Below are 24,959 nucleotides of genomic sequence, written 5' to 3'. Positions count from 1 at the left end.
TTAAAAAACATATTAGTATATACTGAAAATTATTAAGTTTGTAAATTCTTTTATTCAACTTTTTCCGCCGCAAAAAATTGCTGCCAAAGGCACGCTTCGCGAAAGTGCAAGTATAAAATTAATACTACATCATACTAAAATTATCTTACATGTAATATAAACTATTAAATTTAAGCACACCTTGCAAAAAGCACGTTTCGTCAAATATAGCCTTTTGCAAAACGTATCCGAGTTTATCGATGATATAAGTTCTTTGCGTCAACAAAAGAAGCAGTGTGCGAGGCAAAGCCCTATAAATATTTTTAAATTTATTTTTGATTTTTATATCTGTGATTTTACAAATAACCACACTTTATATTAAAAAAGTAAAAAATACAAACTATAGTTCCATTGAAAAATAAATATTATAATTTACAATATTATTGTAGACTAAATAATATAGGAAAATATTTTATGAATAAATTAGAAAATCAAATATTAAAAAAACATTTAATAGAACTAAGTAATAAAAAAGAAATTCAAAATTTTTTAGAGCAAAGAAAAATAAAAGGAGATAATATAATTCCATATTGTTTTAATATATATACCCTACAAAATTACATAGGAAATTACTCTGTAGAAATATTAAATGATATAACAGATGGTCCAAATGATAATAATATAGATATTTTTTATATAGATGATGATGATTATGATGATATAATTATAAATTTATTTCAAGTAAAATATCATAATGATCAAAATTTATCATCAACTATAGGATCAAGGGATATAAATGATTTTTTAAATAGTATCAAAAAAATATTCATTGATAAAAAATTAAATAGTGTAAATTTTAATGATTTTTTTTCAAAAAAATATAAACAATTTGAAGATTTACCCATTGAAAAAGTACATTTTAATTTATTTCTTGTTACAAATGGTAATGATATAACAGATTTAGATAAAATTAAATTATCAGAATTTCAGGAAGAACATTCTAATTTATTTGAAATAAATGTAATTACTGAATCAAGATTTTTCCTAAATAAAAATAAATTAACCAATAGAACACACATTTTAAATTTAAATACAAAAGATTGTATAACTATAAACACAGGTATATTATCATATATAGTTAATGTTAATACATATGAAATTTGTAAATTATATTCAGAAATTGGAGATGATATTTTAAATAAAAATATAAGAAAATTGTTAAAAACAAGTTTAAATAAAGAAATAGAAAAAAGTATAATAAATGATCCTGAAATGTTTTGGTATAAAAATAATGGTATATCTATTATATGTAAAAGAGCCGAGAAAAAAACTTTAAAAGGACAAACAATTATGGAATTAGAAGATCCATATATAGTTAATGGGGGACAAACAAGTAAAATACTATACAATATTTTTAAAAAAGATGAAACAAATGAAATATTTGTAACTTCTTCTATATTACTAAGAATATATCAAACAACAGATGATCAAAAGATAGAACAAATAGTAATAGGAACAAATAATCAAAACAAAATTACAATGTTTGATTTGAAATCAAATATAAAAAATTTAAAAACATTAAAAGAATATTTTGCGATTAAAAATATATCATTAATAATTGAAAGGAATTCTGAAGAAAACTTATTAGAAAAACACATAATATCTGAAAAATTACTTCAAATATATTGTTCTATATATATGGATATACCACATGAGGCTAAAAGAGCAAAAAATTATTTAGTTAATAAATACTATTCTGAAGTATATAAAAGAGATGATATATATAATGATTTATTAATATCTTTTTACATATATGACTGTATAATTGAAAAATACCAAAATTCAAATTACGAACACGTTCCGCATTCTTTGTATTCCGTTTTATTTTTTATGACAAAAATCTCACCAGAACTAAAAAAAAATTTTGATGAAAATAAAACAATAGAAATATTTAATATTGCTATGGATAAAATTAATAACATAGTACAACAATATAGAAATGATAATATAAAAACTTTTACATACACTAATTTTTTTAAATCTCAAAAATCCACAGAAATAATATTAGAATATATCAAATGATATTTTAATATGAGGCTTAATCCATCATATTATAAATAATGTAATAATAAAATTATTCATCTCAATAACATTAATATGATTATTATCCAAATTATAAATTCACATAAAAAATTATCAACCCACTATATATACCATAATTAGATAAACAAGTACTAATATACATCATTATAAATTTAATATGAGTTAGTCATGCTAGATGTACATCGACAAAGTTCCGCTATGGTGTCGTAATGCATGAAATAGGTAAAAAGAACAACATAAAAATTGACAATTAAAAAATAAATTAGTATAATGCTAGAACACTTTTAATATTTAAAAAATAAATTAAGGAAAGTTTATGAAAAAAATTATGTTAATAATAGCTTTAAGCATTTTAATAAGCTGTAGTAACAAATCTAGTAACACACAAACAAATACAACAGTTAATAACAATACAAACATAACAGTAAATAATAATACTACACAAAATACAAATCAAATTATAAGTAAGCAAACAAATGAAACAATAAAGAAAAAAACAGAATTTAAAAATATATATCCTATCAAACCATATACAGAAGAAGAAATTGATGAGATATTATACAAAACCATTGACACAGAATTAGCAAATTATGGAATATCTGATAATTCCAAAAAAGAAAGAAGAGAAGAAGAAAAACAAAGAATGCAGAATATTAAAGATTTACTTTTGGAAGGGATAAACAGCGAAGATGAAGATGGAAACAGTATATTAATGCTAATGCAGAAACTTGACTATAAAAATTATGCTTATAATGATTTAGTAAAATGGCTTGTTGAACATGGCATTAGTTTAGATGATACTGAAATACTAAATTATAATTATACTGATAAGATTATAGATTATTTATTAGATAGCGGAGTTAATTTTGATTATAATACAATATATAATAAAATTGACTTAAAAAATAATAATTATAATTTAATATCAAAATTGATTAAAAAGTTAGAATCTGCAGGTTATTATTTTTCTGATATAGATTATCAATTACAAAGCGACTTATTATTTCAGTCCATTTTAGCTGATAATTTGGATTTAGTAATATTATTTTTAAAACTTGGTGTTGATATCAATTCCATAAACAGAATGCGCGATGGTTATGTGGGAACTCCTTTAATGTATAGTGCCTATTATGAAAAGTATGATATTATGGATTATTTAAAAGAAAAAAATGCGGATATTACTATTCACTGCTTTCAAGATACAGAAGAATTAGAAAGTATTCATACTTACGATCCTCATATATCTTTTGTATTGATGGAAAATTTTCCTGTTTTAAGTCCTACAAATTTGATTAATACTGTTATCACTGAAAATAATAATGCAGATTTGATGATAAGAATATTAAATAAAATATCTCAAACTTTTAAATTTGCAGATACAAGCTATATTTATTCACCTGCCTCACAAACTGAATTTACAAATAATAATGAAAAATATATTTTAATACAAAGTCATATATTAAATGAAGAATATGTAGAAAATCTTATATCAATGGAAAAATATGTATATGATTTTGAAGTAAACGATAAATATTTTAATTATGTAACTATATGGAAAAGAGATAAAAACGATGAAAATAAATCAGAGTTTATAACAGGTTTTTATCCAATGCAAAATGATGACTACTCACAAATTTATGATATTGCTTCATCAGGAAATTATATTACAATAGAAGCAACTGATGATGGAGTATATTATTATACATTTATAATAGAAAATAATGATTTTTATTTAGATAAATTTTCTTTCTCTAAGTATAATCTATCAGATACTAAAGAGGGAAAAAACGAAGAGCATTATTATAATTACAAAACAGATGCTGCCAAATTTAATCACACAAGCAGAATAAAAGCTATTGATTTAGAAAGAGGTTTCTTTAATAAGTTAATAGAAGAATACAATAAATAAAAAATAATAAAGGGCTTTAGTTTTCAATTAACTCAAAACCCTTTTTATATTATGTTACCTAATAAAAAATTAAATTTCCTCGCCGTTCTCTATTTTTGTGAGAAGCCCAACTCTTCTCTCATGTCGTCCGCCTTCAAACTCAGCATCAATCCATTCTTTTACTATCATTTTAGCTAAATCAACACCTACAACCCTAGCACCGAATGCTATTATATTAGAATTGTTATGCTGTTTAGATAATTTTGCAGAATAAGGCTCACTGCATACAGCGGCTCTTATACCTTTAACTTTATTTGCCGCTAATGATATACCAATACCTGTACCGCATATTAAAACGCCGCCTTCATATCTTCCGCTTGCCACCTCATCAGCAACTTTTTTCCCATATATAGGATAATCTACACTTTCAGTAGTATGAGTTCCAAAGTCTTTTACCTCATGCCCTAATTCCTCTAAATATTTGATTATCTCTTTTTTTAATTCAACAGCTGAATGATCACAGCCTATAGCAATTTTCATGTTTTTATTTCCTTTTTATTATATATTTTTCTATCTTAAATCTATAACAGCATTATAAAGCAAAACCAATTATAAGCTATAAGAAAACTCCAATATAGCATAAGTTTTATTATCTTCACTATCAAACTTTAATAAAATCTTATCATCAATTACAGCCTTCTTTACAACTATAACATTGCCCAATGCTGCAGGTACTCTGTATTCTATTCTTATTCTTTTATAATAATCATCTACATAATCTATTGCCATATCAATATATCTGGCATTATTAACATGATTATTATCATCTATACAATATTTTTTAACTTTAAATCTATCAACTTCTTCTAATAAAGAATTATCAGCCTTTATTTTTCTAGGAAGATAATTCATTTCTTGTTTTTCATCAAATTTATAATTTTCTATAAATGAAGACGGTACTCTAATTAAAGCTCCGCTTGATAAATCTACAAATCCGCCAATAGCATAACAAACCGCAAGCTCATTATCATTTTCATCATATATAAAAGTATTCCTATACCCATAAGCCTCATTGCATTCATATACATAGGTTCGTATGGTTACTTTATCACTGTATTTAGGAAGTTTATATATATCTACTTGTCTTGATACTAAAAACATGCTTATATTATTTTCATTAAAATATTTAGTAAGCTCTATATCAGAATCTAATTGAAAAAAAGAACAATCCTGCATCATATCAAATATAGATGAAGCCTTAAGAAGTCCATCTTTATCAATTTGGCTTGTACCTACAATAGTTTTCATTTCGTACATATAAAATAACCTTTTATTATAATTTTTTTAATTATTATAATACTAAAAATATAATTGTCAAAGTAATTATAAATGTATAATTTTATATATCGTACAATTAGATGATTATTTATATAAATAAAATTATTAAAGTGTATACATATTTTTTATATGCATGCTATTTTTATTGTAATAATATTTTATAATTGAAATTTTAATTATTTTAATTTATGATATAAAAATCAGAATACTACGGACGGTTTACTATGAAAAATTTTATTTCTATAATTGCAAGCATTATTTTAATTACTGCCATAATTTCATGCGGCAGCGGAAACAAAGAAACAGAACAAACAGAAAATACTCAAACTAATAAAACAGAAACTAATAAAGTATATATTAATCCTACAACTACAAATGAAAATCATAATACAGATATAGATATTAATAAAACTAACTATACTAATGAATATATTCAAGGTACAGAGTTAGATCCTATAGCTACAGGATATAGTAAAATAGATGAAATACTTAATCAATATAAATATAAAGCACCAATATACGAAATATCAAAATTATTAGCAGAGGAAGGACTAGAAGGAAAAATTACTGAAATGACAAATTTTGGTGATAAATACATATATAAAGATTCTACTCCTTTGTTTTTGGCAGTACAATTCGGGTACAATGATTTGGCAAAAGAGCTTATAAAAGAAGGGGCAGATGTTAATGCCAGAGCAAGCGATATGGAAACAGAAGATGGTATTGATATGCTTTATTATGCTGTTAGAAATAATAATGTTGAAATGAGTAAAATTTTAATTGATAAAGGACTTGATGCAGGCAGAGATTATGGTTATGAATATTCTTATTATTTAACAGATGCAGCAATAAACAATAATAATCTTGATATGCTTAAAATACTTGTACAAAGCGGAGATATTGATTTGAAATCAAGCTTAATTCCTGATGCCATAGAAAAAGATAATATAGAAATGGTTAAATATTTAATATCTATAGGACAAGATGTAAATGCTCAAATATTTGCAGATGGAGATTGGATTAACTCTCCTATAAAAATAGCAGCTCAAAATGGTAATATAGAAATAGCTAAGCTTTTAATTGATAAAGGAGCTAATTTAAACTCAAGCGATGATTATATATACAATGCAATAGATTATGGTAATTATGATATAGCTAAATTATTAATAGATAATGATGTTTTTAATCTTAATACTAATACAACTAGAGAAGAAGCTATAGAATTAGCAAAGAAGAAAAAATATTATGAAATAGAAAAATTATTATCAAGCGAAGCTTCAAATAATATAGACGGATATGATGAATTAATGAATGCTGTATCAAAAGGAGATATGAAAGCATTAGAAAAACTTATAAAAGATGATACTGATTTAAATAAACAATATGATAATATTACACCTCTTGGCTTAGCTGCTGCTAGAAATGATAAAGAAATGGTAAAATTTTTATCAGATAAAGGTACTGATATAAATTTAGAAGATGGATACGGATATACTCCTTTAATGAAAGCAATAGATTATTATAATATTGGTTTAGCTAAAAATATTATTGATTTGAAGCCTGATTTAAATGCTATATGTTCAGCAACAGGCGATACTCCTTTAACATATTTGGTAAATGCCAAGAAGTACGGCGGCGGAGCGGATCTTTGTTATTATATGATAAAAAATGGTGCTGATATAAATAAAAAGAATAAAGAAGGAAATACTCCATTAATGATTGCAGCTGCAAGTTATAGTTATGGTATTGTGGGAGTTCTTGTAAATATGGGGGCAGATTATAATATTAAAAACAAAGAAGGAAAAACAGCCATTGATATTGCTTCAGCTAGAAATGATAAATCAGCACTTCATCACATGACTAATCCAAGCGATTTAGAACATTATCTTAGTTACTAATAAATAATAAAAAAGTGTATGCATTATATATGTATGCACTCTTTATTATATATAATAATTTTAATAAACTTTACTTTTATAATTATTTTTGTATAATAATACTATGAAAGATTTGGATAGATTAAAACAAATATTAAATGAACCTGTTACTGTTGAAAATTTAAATAGAATTAATGATTATTTTATACGCTATTTATTTTCACATACAGGTAATGAAAATATAGCTTTAAACTTTATTAATGCCGTATTTAAAGATTTAGGATTTGAAACTTTTAAAAAAATAGAGATATTAAATCCATTTAATATTGCTGAAAATTACGATGAGAAAGAATCTATAGTTGATATTAAAGCTACTACAGAAACAGGTATAACTGTTTTAATAGAGATACAATCGAGAGGAAATGAAGATTTTATAAAAAGAGCTTTATATTATTGGGCTTATAATTATAGTTCTAGTTTAAATAGAGGTTCTTTTTATGATGAATTAAAAGCTACTGTAAGTATTAATATTACAAATTTTATATTAACTGATGAAGATAAAGTACATAGCTGTTATGTTTTAAAAGAATTAAACAATAATAAAATTCTAACAGATCATTGTCAATTGCATTTCCTTGAACTTCCTAAATTCAATTTAAAAGATATTAATGAAATAGAAAATTTAGATAATATACATAAAGAATTCATTTCTTGGGTAAAATTTTTTAAGGGGGAAAATATGTCTGTTTTAATGAAAGAAAATACTATATTTGAAGAAGTAGAAAAAAAATGCCGTATATTTATTAACGATAGTCCAGTAATGGATAAATATAAAAAACGAGAAGTAGATACTTATTTTTTTAATAAAAGTATAGAATTAGATATGAAGAAGGCTAAAGAAGAAGGTATAATAGAAAATCAAATATTAATTGCAAAAAATATGAAAAATAAAAATATGGATATTAAACTTATTAGTGAATTAACAGGCTTGAGCATAGAAAAAATAGAAAAACTATAATAATAAATAAAAAATATTGAAGTGCATGCATATTTTTATATGTAGCACTTTTTTTGTTAAAAATATTTTATAATTGCAATTTCAATCATTTTAATTTATGATACATAAAAATACTTATGGACGGTTTAGCATGAAAAAACTTCTTTCTATTATAATAATACTTATTTTAATAATTACACTTATTTCCTGCGGCGACGGTAACAAAGAAGCAAATCAAACAGAACAATCACAAAATACTAACTCTCAGACTTCATCGTATAATCAAAAAGCAGAAGCTAAAAAAGAATTCTTTGATATGAAATATGTTTATAAAGGTGTTAGAGTAGATAAAGCTAAATTTGATGAAGAGCTTAAAAATACAAGAGAAAATAATGAATATGCAAAAAGAAATTTTGATTTTCTCAATAGGAAATTTGCCAATGATGATGAAAGAAAAAAATATTCTATAGAGTTTATATCAAATGTTAATTATGATCCATTTAGTGAAACATTTTCAAGTTGGGATAGATATAATGAAGATCTTACAGATTATTATGCTGATGAATATTTATATGTAGAACAGAATTTAGCATTAAAAAAGGCAAGAGAAGAATTATTAAAATTAAATAAAAAAGATGCTGATGTTTATTTAGCTTTATTCTTATCTCATTTTGCTACAGATTCGCTTTATTATTTTGAAGAAGAAAAAAAGTATTTAACAGAATGGAAAAAAGCAGGCGGAAGTAATATTGCTATGATGATATCAAAGTATGATGATGACGCTTATAGTAATAAAATGAAATTAGTTGATTATATAATAGAAGCCCCTGATTCTTTAAGGGCAGAAAAATTAGTAGCTGATGCTTATAACAATGGTTTCGCTAGATATATTACAAAAAATACTGGATATATAGATTTATTTAATGAAAATAATTATTCTTTAAGTTCAATTGAATTGGAAGGTACAGCTCATATAGCTTCAGTAATGGTAGTGCCAGAAATAGTCAATACAAATATAATAAATAAATATTTAAAAACATATGTTACAAATAGACTCAGCAATGATAAATTATATTTTGATGATACGGAGTATTTTAGAAATTATTACGGAATTGATTTTATGGAGTATTATGATGGATGGAATGGACTTAGCTTTCTTGAGTTTAAGAAAAATACATTTTTAATTGAATCAAAAGTAAATATGCATTATTATAATCCTGAGTTTATGAATGATCATATATATGCTTCATTTGAGGAGATAAAAACTTATAATTTCAGACTTGGAGATATAGATAAAGTAGAATCTGCTGAAATTAATTCAATTTCTACAAATGATTTGAAAGATTATACTAAAGGCTCTAAATTTATAAGTTTTGGTAAATTTGATGAAGAAAAATATTTGGATTATATAGATGAAACAATGGGTTGGCGTATATATTTTCCATCTTTCTTCTTATGCGACATAAATAATGATGGTAAAGAAGAATTAATGCTTTCAGGGGATTATGATTATGGCGGAGGAAGAGGCGGTACAGTGAATTTTACTTTACTTTTGAAAGAGAATTTGGAAGTAGATTTTGATTCAGAAATAGGAAAGCTTATTAATAATAAAGATTTTCAAGATTTAAACTGTATTCAAAAAATATATACTGAAGATGGTAAGAATAAAATATTTTTATTAGATACAAATTATAATAAAGCATCTGATATATTCATTGATAATAATGAAATAAAGAATGCAGATTATTTTGATTATATTACTTATACTTATCAGCCCAAATTGGAATGGAAAGGAAGCATACTTGACGGAATGCCAGAAGGAGCTTTAAAAACAGATGCTAGCTTTGATATGTCTAAGGCAGAAAATGCATCCGACAAGGCAATAGTATCCGATAGAACTTTGAGAATGGCTGACAAACTTATAAGTGATGCGTATTTTGCTAAAAAAGAAACTTTGGATAAACAAGGCCAGGAAGAATTATTGGAGCAAAGAAGGGCAGAAATAAAAACCATTCAGGAGGCAAAAGGCGATATTAAAGCAATAGAAGCTGAAATGATTAAGATTTTAAATTTACAATAAAATAAGTCAATCCCTTATATTTTAATATTTCATTATATTAATAATATAAGGGATTAATTTAAATATATAAAAAATTTAATCTATGATATTTTTCAAGTCCTTTATTATAGTATCTATATTAGATAACTGCAAAACTGAATAATTTTTAAGCTTATTTGCTATATATAAAAGTTTCTTAGTTTTTTCTATATGATCATAACTAAATAGTATAGCTATAGGTACATTTAAAGCTCTTGCTATTTTATTTAAATTTGTTATCGATATATTTCTTTTTCCTACCTCAACACTTTGAAGATATTTAGCAGATATTCCTGACATTTCTGCTATTTCCGATATAGTCTTAGTCTGCGATTTTCTTATAGCTCTTATATTCTTTCCAACAGAAGATACAAGCTCATCATCTTCTCTCAATATCTCTTTATTATTATTATTATTATCTTCTTCTTTATTGTCACTAAGTATATTATTATAAAAAGGTTTCTTTAAATTAGTTGTAAGCATATTCAAACCTCCGCATTATGTTTGTATTTGTCAAACATACCGTCTTCCCTAAAACTATAAAAAGAATTACCGGCAACTATAATATGATCTATCATTTTTATTTCTACCATTAGAAACGCCTGATATAAAACCTTTGTAATTTCAATATCCTCTTTTGACGGCTTGGATATACCTGATGGATGATTATGAGATATTATGACATAACTAGCACCTAATGATAATGACTTTTCTACTAAATCTCTTGGATATATAGTAGCTGAATCTATTGTTCCTCTGAATATATGCTCCATAGATATGAATCTTTTATTCACATCTAAACAAATAAGAGAAAAAGTTTCAAATTTTAATTTTCCTAATTTTATAATTAGATAATTAATTAAATCTTTTTTCTTTATATGAGGAGAAGCAATTTTTAAACTGCTAAGTAAATAATATTCCAAAATAGAAGGAATACTTTTTATCAAATTAATCTTTTTTGAATTAAGACCTTTAACTTTTGACAATTCTTCTTCTGAAGCATTGACAATATTATGCAAATTGTAGAAATTATAATAAAGTTTTTCTACTATAGTATTAGCCCTTTCTAAAGATATACCATTCGATATAATTGAAGCTAATATTTGCTTTTCATTGATAATATCTGCATTAGTATTTTCTAGGGCATTACTAAATTTTGTATTATCATTATAAAAATCATTATACATAAACATTTCCTTAATAAATTATAGTATAGCCCTAGTTAAACAAATTCTTTTTAAAAAATAAGCCATTTATTAAAGAAAATAAACAGTATATATTTAACTTTTATAACTTTTTTAAAAAAATTATCATTATTACAAAAAATTATACAATTCAATAGTATAATGTATATATTAATTTTATTCTTCCGCTTGCTTCAGCACCATTACTCTCACCAATACCCGCATCTTCTATTACAGCATAGAAAACTTTAGTTTCTCCTTTTTTCAAAGTAAACCCTTGAGTATATTCTACAATTTTGGTACTATTAGCTCCATTTATATCCTTAAAAATAAAAGCATCTTGATTACTGTCATAAGTAAAATTAATACTTGGAGAATCATAATCTGTTATGACAGCTTCAGTTCCAATAGATATACCTTTCTTATCATACATAGAAATTTGACAATCCAAAGATATACTAATACTATTTTTATCTTTATCTTCATACTCTATATCGAGAGTATAAATAGTAGAAAGAATACTTTTAGTTTCTCCGATATTTACTTTAAATAAAGAATCAAAAAATAAACTAGGCTTATCTTTTGAAGCTATAGTATTTAAAGTTTCTGTACCATTGATAGTATTAGCTATTCTCATATCATACCTAAAACCTGCATAATTTAAATATTCATCGCTTCCAATAGTTCTGTCATTAAAACTTTTAGCACTGATATTTTCTATTTCTAAATTCTGAACCTGCAAAGCTATTTTATTTTTCTTAACAGTTTTTATAGGCATATAAGGAGATCGTCCTGGACTTCCATTACTAGCAATATTTCTTGATAAATCTATTTTACCGCCTTCCACAATAGGGGCATAACTATTATCATTTGCTATAGATGAAGTACACCAAGGATATATCTCTATAGTACCGTCAGAATGAACTATTCCTACAGGATCGTATTCATAAAAATAAGTAAAACCATCAACAGCAAATTTCACTTGACTATTTAAAGTAACACTATCCGCACTAGCTTCCCAGCCTAATTCAACAGCTCCCCATTCAACAGGAGCAGGTATTCCAAATATAGTTTTCCATTTTGTAGGGACTGCAAATGCAAATACAAGTTTTGAGTAGCTGTCTATTGCTATTAAATAATTATCAGTATCAAGTCCTGCACTTCCTGTAAATCTATAAAACCAAAATCTTTTTAATCTATCGCTTTTATTGTATGCACTTGAAGAACTGAATGTGGGATTCATATTCTTATACATATAGTATTTTACTTTACTTACTGTAAAACCTGCAGCTTTTGTATTAGTTCCGTCATAATAATATTCATTTCTTAAAGGATCATTTATCTTCCAAGTATCATCTTTTATAAGCATATATGTAGGCTCATTTTTTAATCCGAAAGAAGCAGCTATAACATAATCATTATCAAGATCAAGAGTAAATCCCCTATAATTAGGATCATTCCAAGCTTTTGATACAGCATCATAAACAAATGGATCTTCATCTGCACTTAAAATACTTTCTCCGCCAATATCAGGTTCTGCTGTATTGTCAGAAGTGCTATTATTTCTCGACATTTCCTGATAATAATATCTAGGATTAAAATGGCTATTGCATGTATTAAATAATATTAAAATAAAAAGAATTGATAATATAACAAATAAAGCCCTTTTCATAAATAAATCTCATAAATAATTTTTTCTTAAATAATTATACTAGTAAAAGAAATTAAGTAAACAATATTTTTATTGATTATTCCACTATTATTGTTAATTTAACATAAAAAAACGCCCAAGACTTTGATTAAACAAAGCCTTGGACTAAACACTATATTAAAAAACTATCATAATGTAGCAAAACTATATAATACCCGCTATTCTTCCTGCAATCTGATAGAAAGCAAAGCTCACTATCCAAGCAACAGACAAAGTATAAATTACTAAGAAAGGAATCCATTTATTACCAATCTCTGCCCCTATAACCCCAATTGCAGCAAAACAAGGGAAATAAAGAAGTACAAAAAGAAGTAATGTATATGCCACTATAGGATTAAATACAGGGTCATTCTGTAATGATTCTGTAAGTACAGCCTCATCTCCGTCTTCTATAGATTTAATCTGTGCTATAGTAGAAACTAATACCTCTTTGGCAGCACCTCCAGCAACAAGTCCGATACCTATTCTCCAATCAAAACCTAAAGGCTTTAATACAGGCTCTATAAATGTACCTATTTTTCCAGCATAACTATTTCTTAAACCTTCTGAAGCAACTAATCTATCATATTCAGCGGTAATAACCTCTTCATCATTGGCATCTAATCCCTGACTAATAGCCAATGATTTAGCTTCCTGCATAAGTCTTGCATTATCTTCATCTGTAGGTTTGTACTGAGGGAATGTCATTAAAGCCCATATTATAACAGAAGCAGCAAACACATAAGTACCAGCTTTTTTAATATACATCCAGCCTCTGTCAAACATATGTCTTAATACAGCCTTAGCTCTTGGTATCCTGTATGGAGGAAGTTCCATTACAAAAGGAGTTTCCTCTCCTTTGAAAAATGCTTTTCTAAATATAAATGCCATTATAAAAGCCATCAATACACCAATCATATATATACTAAACATCACAGAAGCAGCCATTTTAGGAGCAAAGAAAGCACCAATAAATAATATATAAACAGGAAGTCTTGCACCGCAGCTCATAAATGTAGTAATCAATATAGTTACTACCCTATCTTTTTTACTCCTTAATGTTCTAGCCGCCATAACTGCGGGAATTGTACATCCAAAACCTAAAAATAAAGGTATAAATGACTGACCATGAAGCCCTAATTTATGCATTATTTTATCCATTAGAAAAGCAGCCCTAGCCATATAACCGCAGTCCTCTAAGAATGAAATTCCTGTAAATAATATCAATACTAATGGAAGGAAAGATAATACCGCACCTACTCCGCCTATAATACCATCAACAACAACAGATTGTATCAAACTGCCCTCAGGAAGCAAACTGCCTACAAAACCAGATAATGCACCTATTCCAGCTTCAAGCCAGCCTTGAGGATAAGCCCCTACCGTAAATGTTACTTTAAATATCAGCCATAATACAACTAAGAATATTGGAAGTCCAAGCCATTTATTTAAAAATATTACATCAGCAGCCTCTGTAAAATTGAATGCCTGTATATTATCTTTATGAACAGCCTCCTGCAAAGCTCCTCTTATATATGAATATCTCTTATCAGCCATTATAGAATCTGTTTTGGCATTCATAGAAGTTTCTAATTTAATTATTTCCTTATTTAAAACTTCTATTACCTCTCCGCCGTTATTGCATTCTCTTCTTATAGAATGAATAGCTCTTTCGTCTTTTTCTAAAGTTTTAATAGCAAGCCATCTTTTATGAATCTCGCTTATATCACCATGCATAGTATCTACAATATTTTTTATAGAGTTTTCTACTTCCTCACCATATCTTATAGCAGAATCTCTATGAAGCTTATTTCCAGAAGTATGCATCTGCTCTATTTTCTCTAATATTCTAACAACGCTTTCATATTTATTTCCATGAACTTTCATCACAGGAAATTTGAAAAGCTCGCTCAAATTCTTTTCATCTATATGAACTCCATTTTTTTCAGCATGCTCATACATATTAAGAACACATACTATAGGAATACCTAATTCTACAAGCTGCAATGTAAGATAAAGATTCCTTTCCAAATTTGTAGAATCTATAACATTTATTATAAAATCAGGTTTTTCATTAAGAAGCACATCGCAGGCAACTACCTCATCTTGAGAATAAGCACTCAAGCTATAAACACCCGGTAAATCAATTAAATCATAAGTGTAGCCATTATAAAGCATATTAGCCTGTCTTTTCTCTACAGTTACACCTGGGTAATTAGCAACTTTATAATTAGCACCGGTTAGTGCATTGAATATAGTTGTTTTTCCGGAATTTGGATTTCCTGCTAAAGCTATTTTAAATTTGGTATTATTAGAAGGAACTTTTGTTTTCTTTTCTATATCCCTTTTACTTTCTATTAAAGCATCATCTTCATCTTTAACTTCTTTATGTTCTATAGGCTTTAATACTCTTTCTTTTTTTATTTCAACATTTGATTTAGCAACTTCTATACCATTAGCTTCAGATTTTCTAAGAGAAATTTCATAGTCCATAATATGAACCTGTATAGGATCTCCTAAAGGTGCTTTTCTAACAACCCAACCCTTTGCTCCCGGAGTAAATCCCATTTCTATAATTCTTTGTCTAATTTCACCGTCAGTGGCTACTTTATCAACAACAAAACCTTCTTCAATATCTAATTCTGTTAATTTCATATTTTCTCCTTTTTCAAAAATAGAAAATTAATATATATTTACAAATTGTTTGTATATTCTAACATTGAAAATAAAATTGTCAATAGAGAAAATATATTTTTGTTATTTTATTACACAAAAAAATAGAAAATTATTAATTATTTTTACTTCCTATCACCATACTTATGGTAGAGAGTATTATTAAAATAGATCCTATAATAATATTAACTGTCAGCTCTTCTTTATATATAAAAATAGAAGCAATAACAGTAGTAGTCGGTTCAAACATATTAAGTATTGATGCAAGAGAAGACCCTAATTTTTTAACTCCATAAAGTAAAAGACCAAGAGAAAATATTGTACATACTAAAGATATTACAGCAAAATTTACAAACACATATAAATTATTAAGTACCTGCAAAGAACCTGTAAACATTCCTGCTATAAAAAAAGATGCAGACACAAATAATGACATATAAAAAAGTGAAACTATGGTATCAACTTCAGAAAAACTGCATCTCTTATTAGCTACTATGTAAGAACCATAAGTCACAGTAGTTATTAATGCATATATTACTCCCAAAAACGATTCCACTTCTACAACCTGAGTAAGCATTACTATTCCTATAACGGCAAATACTATAGAAAGAATTTTTAATATGTTAGCATTTTCTTTAAACATAAATATCATTACAAGCAGAACTATAACAGGATATCCGAAATGTATCATATTGCTTAAACCCGCAGATATATATAATAATGATTTAGATAAAAAGAAAAATGTAAGTCCAAGACCTGTAATGCTAAATATTAATAACTCTATAAACTGTCTTTTTGTTATTTTAAAACTCTTCTTTGAAACTATAATAATTATAAATAAAAAAATTGCCGTAAGAAAATATCTATAAAAAACTATTGAAAGTGAAGAATAATTATATGCTATAATATTTTTAACAAAAATCGGTAAAAACCCGTAAGCAATAGAGCCTATTATAACAAGTAAAACATTTAACATTGAAACCCTCTGTAAATAAAAAATTTAGAATAAAGTATTTGAATATTGTTTGAAATTAATGAAATAAAATAAATTATCAATGCATATATTAACCCTAAAACTAATTATGATTAGTAATCATATATAATATTTTTAATAAATCAATATAAATAACTGCATTATTTTTTATAATTTAATTTATAGAATTAATCTTTATTATTATATAAAAAATAATAAATAAAATTAAAAAATTATCAAATGAATATTTATTTGTCATTAATTAAAAAAATTCTATAGTTATAATTTCATATTATGGTAATTTATTGAATATGCTTTATACTATAGTAAATATAAACTAAAAAATATAATTCTGATTCGCTTTTAGTTAATTATGTATTCTAGCTGTTACATTATAAGAAAGGAGATTATAATGAGTGTATCCATATCTATTGAAAATGCAGTGAAACGCTATGATAAGCTTACAATAATACCTAATCTTTCATTAGAGGTAAAAAACGGAGAATTTTTTACTTTACTTGGTCCTTCAGGATGCGGAAAAACTACACTTTTGCGTATGATTGCCGGCTTTAATACAATAGAAGGCGGAATAATAAAATTTGATGAAGATGTAATCAATAATATCCCAGCTCATAAAAGAAATATCGGTATGGTATTTCAAAACTATGCAATATTTCCTCATATGACTGTCAGAGAGAATGTTGAATACGGATTAAAACTAAGAAAAGAAAATAAAGAATCTATGAAGAAAAAAGTAGATGAAATACTGCATACAGTAAAAATAGAAGAATATCAGCACAGACTTCCTGAAATATTATCAGGAGGACAGCAGCAGAGAGTAGCTTTAGCAAGAGCGATAGTTATAACTCCAAATGTTTTACTTATGGATGAACCTCTTTCTAATTTAGATGCAAAATTAAGAATAGAAATGAGAAGTGCAATAAAAGATATACAAAGACAAATAGGCATAACAACTATTTATGTTACTCATGATCAGGAAGAAGCACTTGCCATATCTGACAGAATAGCTGTAATGAAAAACGGCATTATACAGCAGGTGGGAAGTCCTATAAATATTTATACAAGACCTTATAATGTATTTGTTGCTACCTTTATAGGTCATTCAAATTTATTCTATGCCAGCATAAAAATAGAAGGAAATGATACATATATTTTATTCAGATGCGGATACAAATTGAAGATGAATAATTTATTAGATGTTAAAGACAGTGATGAAGTTGTTGTAGGTATAAGACCTGAAGAATTTTTTATTAATTCTGAAAATGAAGAAGGTATGAAAGCTAAAATTTTATCTAAGACTTTTCTTGGAAAATATACTAATTATTTACTGCATTTTAATGATAATGAAATTATTCCTAATCAGTCAGGCATAGAATATTCTCAAGATTCATCATACACAGAAAGAATGTATGAAAAAGATGAAATAATAATTTTGAAACCTAATGTTAATAAAATTAATGTATTTACAATGGATATGGAAAAAAGCCTTATAAAAGGGGTTAAAAAATATGATATTTAAAAAATTATTTTTCATATAAAAGATAAGCAATTTATATAATATAAAATATAGTATTGCTTGGTTTCAATGAATAAAATAATATAATTTTTTTATATTTTTTAATAAATAAATCTTCACCGTATAATATAAATTATAATTGTTTTTTTACTTTATATATCTTATAATGTTTTTCTACTTATATATTTTTAGATTATAATTTTAAATAATGATTTAATTTTTAGCAATATACAAAATATAAAGGAATAAAATGATATTAGTAGAAAATTTAAACAAATACTACGGCGATTTTCATGCTTTAAAAGGCGTAAGTTTTGAAATAAATGCAGGAGAAATTGTAGGAATATTAGGACCTAACGGAGCAGGAAAATCCACTACTTTAAGAATACTAACATGCTACCTTTCACCTACAAGCGGAAATGCAATTATTGACGGGAAAAGCATATTAAATAATGAAAGAGAAGTTAAAAAAGTTATAGGATACTTACCAGAATCAGCACCGCTTTATGATGATATGAGTGTATTTGATTATCTAGTTTATATGGCTGAAATTCAGGAGCTTGAAAGAAGCAGATTAAATGAGAGACTTAAATATGTTGTAGAGGCATGCAGCCTTAAAGATGTTATATCAAAGTCAATCGGAGAGCTTTCTAAAGGTTATAAACAGAGAGTCGGTATTGCAGGAGCTATAATACATGATCCTAAAATACTTATATTAGATGAGCCTACAAACGGACTTGACCCAAATCAAATAGTAGAAATAAGAGAGCTTATAAAAGAGCTTGGTAAAGAAAAAACTGTTCTTATATCAACTCATATATTAAGTGAAGTTGAGGCTACTTGTTCTAGGGCTATTATTATTAATCAGGGTAATGTTATAGCAGATGCTGACCCTAAACATTTAACTCTAAATAACGGCAAAGAAAATAAAATATCTTCAAGAATAAAATTATCTATTAAAACTAGCGATGATGATAGTAAAATAATAGAAAAACTAAAAAAAATAGAAAATGTTTATGATGTTAAAGCAGAAGATAACGGAGATTTAAAAGATATTACAATATACTCTAATGATGAAGAGCCTAGAGAAAAAATTTATGCTTTCATAAAAAGTACAGATTGGATAATATATGAAATGTTTAGAGAAAGAGAAAATTTAGAAGAAGTATTCCATACATTAACAAAAGGAGATAAATAAGTGCAGTCAATAAGTTATACTATAAATAAATCTAATGTTATATTAAAAAAAGAATTAAGACATATTTTCTTTTCTCCTACAGCATATATATTTTCAGCAATATTTTTAATAGTGAGCGGAGTATATTTCTTCTCAAGATTTTTTATACTTCAGCAAAATGACATGCAGGATTTTTTCAGCATTCTGCCTTTAATACTTTCTTTGATAATTCCTCCTATAACTATGGGATTACTATCAAGTGAGTTTTCAAGCGGTTCTTATGAGCTTATAAGCACTCAGTCAGTTTCTGCTTTGGAAATTATACTAGGAAAATTCTTTTCAGCAGTGATATTTATGCTTTTCGCTTTAATACCTACTATACTCTACCCTATTACATTAAGTTTTTTAGGAAGATTAGATATAGGACCTGTTATTGCAGGATATATAGGAAGCGTATTTCTTATTATGTCTTTATGTGCTATAGGAATATTCGCATCTTCCACTACAAAAAATCAAATAGTGGCTTTAATTGTAGGGCTTGCAATTATGATATCTTTAAATATGTTTTTAAGATATTTAACTTTGCTTTTCCCTGCTTCTGTTAATTTTATAGAGGTAATAAGCGGTGATTATCATTTCGCTAATATAGCAAGAGGGGTATTAGATTTAAGAGATATTATATACTTTCTATCAGTTACAGTAATATTCATATATTTAGCAAATATTATGCTTGAAAACAGAAAATAATTTACGATATTAAAAATTAAAAGAAATTATAAACTTATAGGATGAATAAAATGAACAAAAGTGTTACAAAAATTATAGTTTTACTTATAGCATTAGCAGTAATAAGTGTTACAGCATTTCTAACAACTAAAAAAAGCCGTGAAAAAATAGAGGCAAATAAACCTAGAAAACAGCTTTTTGAACTTAATGAAACTAATGTTACTAAATATGAATTAAAATATAGCGAAGAACCTATTATCGTAGAAAAAATAGATGAAACTTGGAAAGTTGTATCTCCTTCTAACAATTATAAAATAGATCAGTTAGAGGCATTTGCAAATGTTAAAAACTTTAATACTTTGAATATAGATACTACAATAACAAATCTTGCTGAATTAGATTCATTTGGTTTGGAAAATCCAAGCAATGAATTCACTGTTTGGGAAGGCAATAAAGAATATAAAGTACTTGTTGGAAATAAAACTGCAGATGAAGAAAAATATTATGTTAAATATAATGATGAATATTTCAGTGTAGAGCTTGTTTATATAGAAGCATTAAAGAAAACTATTGATATGCTAAGAGATAAGCAAATATTTGATAAAACTATTTATATTGATTCTGTAGTAAAAACAGAGAGCAATATAAGAGATTATACAAATACTATCATAAAAGAAAATAGAACTAATTGGATTGTTGATGGAGTAGATGAAGAAATCAATTTAAATAAGGCATATAGAGATTTTGAAACATTATCATTGGTTAAAGCTATAGGTTTTGTATATGATGAGAATATGCTGAAATATTTAAATAGATTATTCAGAATACCTGATGCAACTATTACTATATACATGGAAGATAACACTCAAACTCAGTATCAATTAGTATATGATAATAATGATAACAGAGTATATGTTAAACCTAAAAGCGGTATAATATACGAAGTAGACTATAATATATATTCGGCTGCTATGCGTGACAGAAGTTATTATATAAAAACTGAAGATGATGAAAAAGAAATGAATGATGAAAATAATCCTTATATGGAAGAAGATGCCATGAGATTAGATGAAAATTTGCAGCAATAAATTTTAATAAATACAGGAGTAAATTATGAAAAAGCAAATACCTAATTTACTAAGCATTAGCAGAATAGTTTTATCACCTCTTGTTATATTTCTGTACTTTTACAATTCCATGATAAGTGCAGTATTAGCATTGATATTTCTCATAATATTAGAAATCACAGATGCTTTAGACGGAGCTATGGCTAGAAAATTTAATATTGTTAGTGATTTAGGAAAAGTGCTTGACCCTTTTGCTGATACGGTATTTCATATAACTATGTTTACAATATTTCTTTATGAAGGTTCTATGCCTATATGGATGTATATAATTTCACTTTATAGAGATATGTTTTCAATGTTTATAAGAATTTTAGGCGGATTAAGAGGTTTTGCTGTTGCTGCTAAATTCAGCGGCAAACTTAAAACTGCATCGAGAGCTGCTGCTGTAGTTTTAATATTTCTCATAAAAATATTAAAACATACAGAAATATCTCTTCCTTATGATCAAATAACATACTACAGTTTATTAGTTGTTACAATAATAACAATATATTCATTCTTTGATTATATGCCTTTAATAACAGGAAAATCAAATAAATAATAATGTAAAAGGCTATTCTTATATTATTTGAGAATAGCCTTCTATATATTAATCAAAACCAATATCTAAATCCGAAATCTCCTGAGAATCTGAAGAATTTAGAAAAAGTCCAACCCGTATGACTAGGATACCAGCCAAAAGTTCCAAAGCCGTCACTTCCTATAGATATTACATTAAGCCCTGGCGAAACCTGCAAAAATATTTCCCAATCCATATCAACTATAAAAGAAACTCCTAAAGGAAGCCTAAAACCTAAACCTAAATTCCAATAATTATTTCCAAACTCTGCAACAGCCTCAGCTCCAGGACCAAAATAAAGCCAAGCATCAGAATTACCTGCTTTTCCTATATTATATTTTAAAGCCCACCAATCAGCATTGGCACTAAGACCAAACCAAGCCCATCCCTTACTTGATATTCCTATATTTAATATGCCGCTAAACATCAATGGAAAATTATCGATTTTACCTGTTACTCCTAAAGAAGCCTGACTTGGAAAACTGAATCTCAAAAAAAATCCTGCCGCAGCACCATTGGGATAATCTGCATATAGTTTAGATGAGGCAGAGAAAAAAGAAATTAAAATCGAAAAACATAAACTATAAATTATTACTCTTTTTAACATATAAACAAAACCTAATTATTTACTTTATATAAATATAAAAAATAATATAAAAAAGTGAAAAATTATAATCAAAATAAAAAGCCCCGCTATAAAATAACGGAGCTGTAAATATTCTAAACTAATAATATCAGAACCAATATCTAAATCCAACTTGGAATGTCAAATGTAAGAAATGTCCTATATTCCAACGATTTCTATGTCTGTCATCAGTATCTCCTAGATAAAAACCTAACAAAGATACGCCATAACTATCAGCATGCAAAACATTAACCACTGGAGCAGGTTCCAAGAATATCTCCCATTGATTTTTAATTAAGAATGAAAAACCTATAGGCATTCTTAAACCAGCATTAATTGACCAATAATCTGAACCAAAAGCAGTGTCAGCAGCAAGTCCAGGTCCTAAATAGAAATGAACATCAGATTCCCCTGCTTTACCCAAAGGTATTTTTAGTCCCCACCAATCCATAGTTAAACCAATACCAAAATATTGATAACCATCATTAAATACATTTGCTACAGCTTGAACACCAAACATCAAAGGTACTCCGTCAAATTGACCTACTAATGTTAAACCTTGATTTGGATATCCAAAAAATAAAGAAGCTCCTATCGCAGCTCCGTCTGAATAAGCAGCTTCAGCTTTCTTAGGTACAGCAACAACTAAAACAGCCATCATAAGAGATACAAGTGTAACCTTTTTTAACATAATATCCTCCGCTTTATTATTTCTTTTTACAATATACTATTTATGTAAAAAAATGTCAACAAGTAGCATAATCATATTTATATGATATGATTATAAAATTATATAATATAGCATAATTTTATTTTTTTATTTGCTGTTTAAGATATGCAGATATGAATTCATCTATATTTCCGTCCATTACAGAGTTCATATTTCCGCTTTCACATCCCGTTCTTAAATCTTTTACCATTTGATAAGGTTGGAAAACATAGCTTCTTATTTGATTTCCCCAAGCTATATCGGTTTTCTCACCTGCTATTTTTTGCTTTTCTTTATCCAATTTTTCTTTTTCTAATTGATAAAGTTTAGCTTTAAGCATTTTCATTGCCATATCTTTATTATTATGCTGACTTCTTTCTGCCTGACATTGAACAACTGTATTAGTTGGTATATGAGTTATTCTAATAGCTGATGAAGTTTTATTAACATGCTGTCCGCCTGCTCCGGAGGCTCTGTAAGTATCTATTCTTAAATCAGCAGGATTTATTTCTACTTCGATATCTTCATCTATATCCGGCATAACACTAACCGCAACAAATGAAGTATGTCTTTTAGCATTAGCATCAAAAGGAGATATTCTTACAAGCCTATGCACCCCTATCTCTGAACGCAAATACCCATAAGCATAAAGCCCCTGAACATAAAAACTTATTTGTTTTATTCCTGCTTCATCTCCGGGAAGTTCATCGGTTGTTTCAACAGTAAACCCATGTCTTTCGCAGAATCTTACATACATTCTTGAAAGCATAGAAGCCCAATCGCAGCTCTCAGTACCGCCGGCACCTGCATTCAAAGTTAAATATGCATTCTTACTGTCAAATTCTCCTGAAAATAAATTCTTTGTTTCTAATTCATCAAAAACTTTCTGCAGTTCTAAGCATTCCGCTTCTAATTCTTTTTCCATTTCAGTATCATTTGACTCTATAGCCATTTCTACCAATTCATATATATTATTGGAATTCTTTATCAAATTTTCAACAGGCTCTATTTTATCAAGAAGAAGCATTCTCTCCTTCATAAGTTTCTGAGCTGATATATTATCATTCCAAAAATCATCTTTGGCTGATATCTCATCTATCTCTTTAACTCTTTTATAAATAGAATCCGGGTCAAAGATACCCCCTTAATATTTCTGATTGTTCTTTAATATTAGATACTATACTTTTAATTTCTGATAATGTCATAAAATGTCCTATTATTGTTTCGATATAAACTCGCTGAAAATAGATTATAACTAAAGTTATAATCTGCTCGTTTATATCTCGGCTATTGTTTCGATATAAACTCGCTGAAAATAGATTATAACTAAAGTTATAATCTGCTCGTTTATATCTCGGCTATTGTTTCGATATAAACTCGCTAAAAATGTATTACAACTAAAATTATAATCTGCCCGTTTATATCTCGGCTATTGTTTCGATATAAACTCGCTAAAAATGTATTACAACTAAAATTATAATCTGCCCGTTTATATCTCGGTTACTCTTTACGATATAAACTCGCTGAAAATAGATTATAACTAAAGTTATAATCTGCCCGTTTATATCTCGGCTACCCTTTACGATATAAACTCGCTGAAAATGTATTACAACTAAAGTTATAATCTGCTCGTTTATATCTAATTGTTTTACAATATAAAAATATTAATACATTAAAATTAACTATATAATACAAAAAT

Annotated in this window: 20 protein-coding genes; 10 read left to right on the top strand and 10 right to left on the bottom strand. The window is 26.7% G+C overall.

The annotated features are described in order from the left end of the window. Positions 1-453 precede the first annotated feature (453 nt). A complete protein-coding gene (locus A966_RS07850; RefSeq protein ID WP_008724361.1) occupies positions 454-2,061 on the top strand; it encodes an AIPR family protein in 1,608 nt (535 codons plus the stop codon). Between the two features lie 337 nt (positions 2,062-2,398). Beyond that, positions 2,399-3,991, top strand: coding sequence for an ankyrin repeat domain-containing protein (locus A966_RS07845; RefSeq protein WP_008724359.1), 1,593 nt, complete (start codon positions 2,399-2,401; stop codon positions 3,989-3,991). 69 nt (positions 3,992-4,060) lie between these two features. Here A966_RS07845 and rpiB read toward each other — a convergent pair whose 3' ends face one another. Both rpiB and A966_RS07835 read right to left on the bottom strand, forming a co-directional pair. Beyond that, on the bottom strand, positions 4,061-4,510 hold the full coding sequence (gene rpiB / locus A966_RS07840) for a ribose 5-phosphate isomerase B (RefSeq protein ID WP_008724357.1): 450 nt from the start codon (positions 4,508-4,510) through the stop codon (positions 4,061-4,063). A gap of 69 nt (positions 4,511-4,579) precedes the next feature. Beyond that, the gene (locus A966_RS07835; protein ID WP_008724355.1) at positions 4,580-5,287 is read right to left on the bottom strand and encodes an acyl-[acyl-carrier-protein] thioesterase; all 708 of its coding nucleotides are present in this window, start codon (positions 5,285-5,287) and stop codon (positions 4,580-4,582) included. 245 nt (positions 5,288-5,532) lie between these two features. Here A966_RS07835 and A966_RS07830 point away from each other — a divergent pair, with 245 nt between their 5' ends. From A966_RS07830 to A966_RS07820, 3 genes are all read left to right on the top strand, one after another. Next, entirely contained in the window at positions 5,533-7,206 is a 1,674-nt protein-coding gene (locus tag A966_RS07830) for an ankyrin repeat domain-containing protein (protein WP_008724352.1), read from the top strand. Between the two features lie 103 nt (positions 7,207-7,309). After that, positions 7,310-8,203: an Rpn family recombination-promoting nuclease/putative transposase gene (locus tag A966_RS07825; protein WP_008724350.1), complete on the top strand. Its 894-nt coding sequence runs from the start codon at positions 7,310-7,312 to the stop codon at positions 8,201-8,203. A gap of 130 nt (positions 8,204-8,333) precedes the next feature. Beyond that, entirely contained in the window at positions 8,334-10,262 is a 1,929-nt protein-coding gene (locus A966_RS07820; RefSeq protein WP_008724348.1) for a lysozyme inhibitor LprI family protein, read from the top strand. Positions 10,263-10,337: 75 nt separating this feature from the next. Here A966_RS07820 and A966_RS07815 read toward each other — a convergent pair whose 3' ends face one another. From A966_RS07815 to A966_RS07795, 5 genes are all read right to left on the bottom strand, one after another. Next, positions 10,338-10,763, bottom strand: a complete 426-nt coding sequence (locus A966_RS07815; protein WP_008724346.1) for a helix-turn-helix domain-containing protein — start codon at positions 10,761-10,763, stop codon at positions 10,338-10,340. Between the two features lie 2 nt (positions 10,764-10,765). Beyond that, the gene (locus tag A966_RS07810) at positions 10,766-11,467 is read right to left on the bottom strand and encodes a JAB domain-containing protein (RefSeq protein WP_008724344.1); all 702 of its coding nucleotides are present in this window, start codon (positions 11,465-11,467) and stop codon (positions 10,766-10,768) included. A gap of 148 nt (positions 11,468-11,615) precedes the next feature. Then, positions 11,616-13,136 carry a hypothetical protein gene (locus tag A966_RS07805; RefSeq protein ID WP_008724342.1) on the bottom strand — a complete coding sequence of 507 codons (1,521 nt, stop codon included), beginning with the start codon at positions 13,134-13,136 and terminating at the stop codon, positions 11,616-11,618. A 183-nt stretch (positions 13,137-13,319) separates the two neighbouring features. Then, positions 13,320-15,809, bottom strand: a complete 2,490-nt coding sequence (feoB, locus tag A966_RS07800) for a ferrous iron transport protein B (RefSeq protein WP_008724339.1) — start codon at positions 15,807-15,809, stop codon at positions 13,320-13,322. Positions 15,810-15,942: 133 nt separating this feature from the next. After that, positions 15,943-16,803 carry a DMT family transporter gene (locus tag A966_RS07795; RefSeq protein ID WP_008724337.1) on the bottom strand — a complete coding sequence of 287 codons (861 nt, stop codon included), beginning with the start codon at positions 16,801-16,803 and terminating at the stop codon, positions 15,943-15,945. 409 nt (positions 16,804-17,212) lie between these two features. Between A966_RS07795 and A966_RS07790 the strand changes: the two genes are divergently transcribed. The 5 genes from A966_RS07790 to pgsA all read left to right on the top strand — a co-directional run bounded on the left by A966_RS07790 (position 17,213) and on the right by pgsA (position 21,908). Beyond that, positions 17,213-18,340, top strand: coding sequence for an ABC transporter ATP-binding protein (locus tag A966_RS07790; protein ID WP_008724335.1), 1,128 nt, complete (start codon positions 17,213-17,215; stop codon positions 18,338-18,340). 247 nt (positions 18,341-18,587) lie between these two features. Further along, positions 18,588-19,535 (top strand): ABC transporter ATP-binding protein, encoded by a 948-nt coding sequence (locus A966_RS07785; protein WP_008724333.1) that lies wholly within the window; start codon positions 18,588-18,590, stop codon positions 19,533-19,535. Next, the gene (locus A966_RS07780; RefSeq protein WP_008724331.1) at positions 19,536-20,261 is read left to right on the top strand and encodes an ABC-2 transporter permease; all 726 of its coding nucleotides are present in this window, start codon (positions 19,536-19,538) and stop codon (positions 20,259-20,261) included. Between the two features lie 50 nt (positions 20,262-20,311). Then, complete coding sequence (locus A966_RS07775) at positions 20,312-21,328, top strand: DUF4340 domain-containing protein (protein WP_008724330.1); 1,017 nt, start codon at positions 20,312-20,314, stop codon at positions 21,326-21,328. 25 nt (positions 21,329-21,353) lie between these two features. Further along, entirely contained in the window at positions 21,354-21,908 is a 555-nt protein-coding gene (pgsA, locus tag A966_RS07770; protein ID WP_008724327.1) for a CDP-diacylglycerol--glycerol-3-phosphate 3-phosphatidyltransferase, read from the top strand. Between the two features lie 52 nt (positions 21,909-21,960). On the opposite strand, the gene A966_RS07765 is transcribed toward pgsA, so the two are convergent. The 3 genes from A966_RS07765 to prfB all read right to left on the bottom strand — a co-directional run bounded on the left by A966_RS07765 (position 21,961) and on the right by prfB (position 24,465). After that, a complete protein-coding gene (locus A966_RS07765; protein WP_008724325.1) occupies positions 21,961-22,533 on the bottom strand; it encodes a hypothetical protein in 573 nt (190 codons plus the stop codon). A gap of 127 nt (positions 22,534-22,660) precedes the next feature. Further along, positions 22,661-23,242, bottom strand: coding sequence for a hypothetical protein (locus A966_RS07760; protein WP_008724323.1), 582 nt, complete (start codon positions 23,240-23,242; stop codon positions 22,661-22,663). Positions 23,243-23,360: 118 nt separating this feature from the next. Continuing rightward, positions 23,361-24,465, bottom strand: a protein-coding gene (gene prfB, locus A966_RS07755) for a peptide chain release factor 2 (RefSeq protein ID WP_141709348.1) whose coding sequence is annotated in 2 segments (ribosomal slippage) — positions 23,361-24,392 and positions 24,394-24,465 — 1,104 coding nt in all. Because the reading frame shifts where the segments join, the coding sequence is not laid out codon by codon here. Positions 24,466-24,959: the final 494 nt, after the last annotated feature.

Origin of the sequence: Brachyspira hampsonii 30446 (assembly GCF_000316195.1) — a bacterium.
Taxonomy (GTDB): Bacteria; Spirochaetota; Brachyspiria; order Brachyspirales; family Brachyspiraceae; genus Brachyspira; species Brachyspira hampsonii_C.
This window is presented reverse-complemented; position numbering and strand designations above follow the sequence as displayed.

Bases quoted from the DNA above. Each gene is read 5' to 3' on its own strand.
- A966_RS07825 (WP_008724350.1), top strand. From the start codon at position 7,310: ATGAAAGATTTGGATAGATTAAAACAAATATTAAATGAACCTGTTACT.
- A966_RS07805 (WP_008724342.1), bottom strand. From the start codon at position 13,136: ATGAAAAGGGCTTTATTTGTTATATTATCAATTCTTTTTATTTTAATA.
- A966_RS07760 (WP_008724323.1), bottom strand. From the start codon at position 23,242: ATGTTAAAAAAGGTTACACTTGTATCTCTTATGATGGCTGTTTTAGTT.
- A966_RS07765 (WP_008724325.1), bottom strand. From the start codon at position 22,533: ATGTTAAAAAGAGTAATAATTTATAGTTTATGTTTTTCGATTTTAATT.
- A966_RS07775 (WP_008724330.1), top strand. From the start codon at position 20,312: ATGAACAAAAGTGTTACAAAAATTATAGTTTTACTTATAGCATTAGCA.
- A966_RS07850 (WP_008724361.1), top strand. From the start codon at position 454: ATGAATAAATTAGAAAATCAAATATTAAAAAAACATTTAATAGAACTA.
- A966_RS07790 (WP_008724335.1), top strand. From the start codon at position 17,213: ATGAGTGTATCCATATCTATTGAAAATGCAGTGAAACGCTATGATAAG.
- pgsA (WP_008724327.1), top strand. From the start codon at position 21,354: ATGAAAAAGCAAATACCTAATTTACTAAGCATTAGCAGAATAGTTTTA.
- rpiB (WP_008724357.1), bottom strand. From the start codon at position 4,510: ATGAAAATTGCTATAGGCTGTGATCATTCAGCTGTTGAATTAAAAAAA.
- A966_RS07785 (WP_008724333.1), top strand. From the start codon at position 18,588: ATGATATTAGTAGAAAATTTAAACAAATACTACGGCGATTTTCATGCT.
- A966_RS07830 (WP_008724352.1), top strand. From the start codon at position 5,533: ATGAAAAATTTTATTTCTATAATTGCAAGCATTATTTTAATTACTGCC.
- A966_RS07845 (WP_008724359.1), top strand. From the start codon at position 2,399: ATGAAAAAAATTATGTTAATAATAGCTTTAAGCATTTTAATAAGCTGT.
- feoB (WP_008724339.1), bottom strand. From the start codon at position 15,809: ATGAAATTAACAGAATTAGATATTGAAGAAGGTTTTGTTGTTGATAAA.
- A966_RS07815 (WP_008724346.1), bottom strand. From the start codon at position 10,763: ATGCTTACAACTAATTTAAAGAAACCTTTTTATAATAATATACTTAGT.
- A966_RS07820 (WP_008724348.1), top strand. From the start codon at position 8,334: ATGAAAAAACTTCTTTCTATTATAATAATACTTATTTTAATAATTACA.
- A966_RS07795 (WP_008724337.1), bottom strand. From the start codon at position 16,803: ATGTTAAATGTTTTACTTGTTATAATAGGCTCTATTGCTTACGGGTTT.
- A966_RS07810 (WP_008724344.1), bottom strand. From the start codon at position 11,467: ATGTATAATGATTTTTATAATGATAATACAAAATTTAGTAATGCCCTA.
- A966_RS07835 (WP_008724355.1), bottom strand. From the start codon at position 5,287: ATGTACGAAATGAAAACTATTGTAGGTACAAGCCAAATTGATAAAGAT.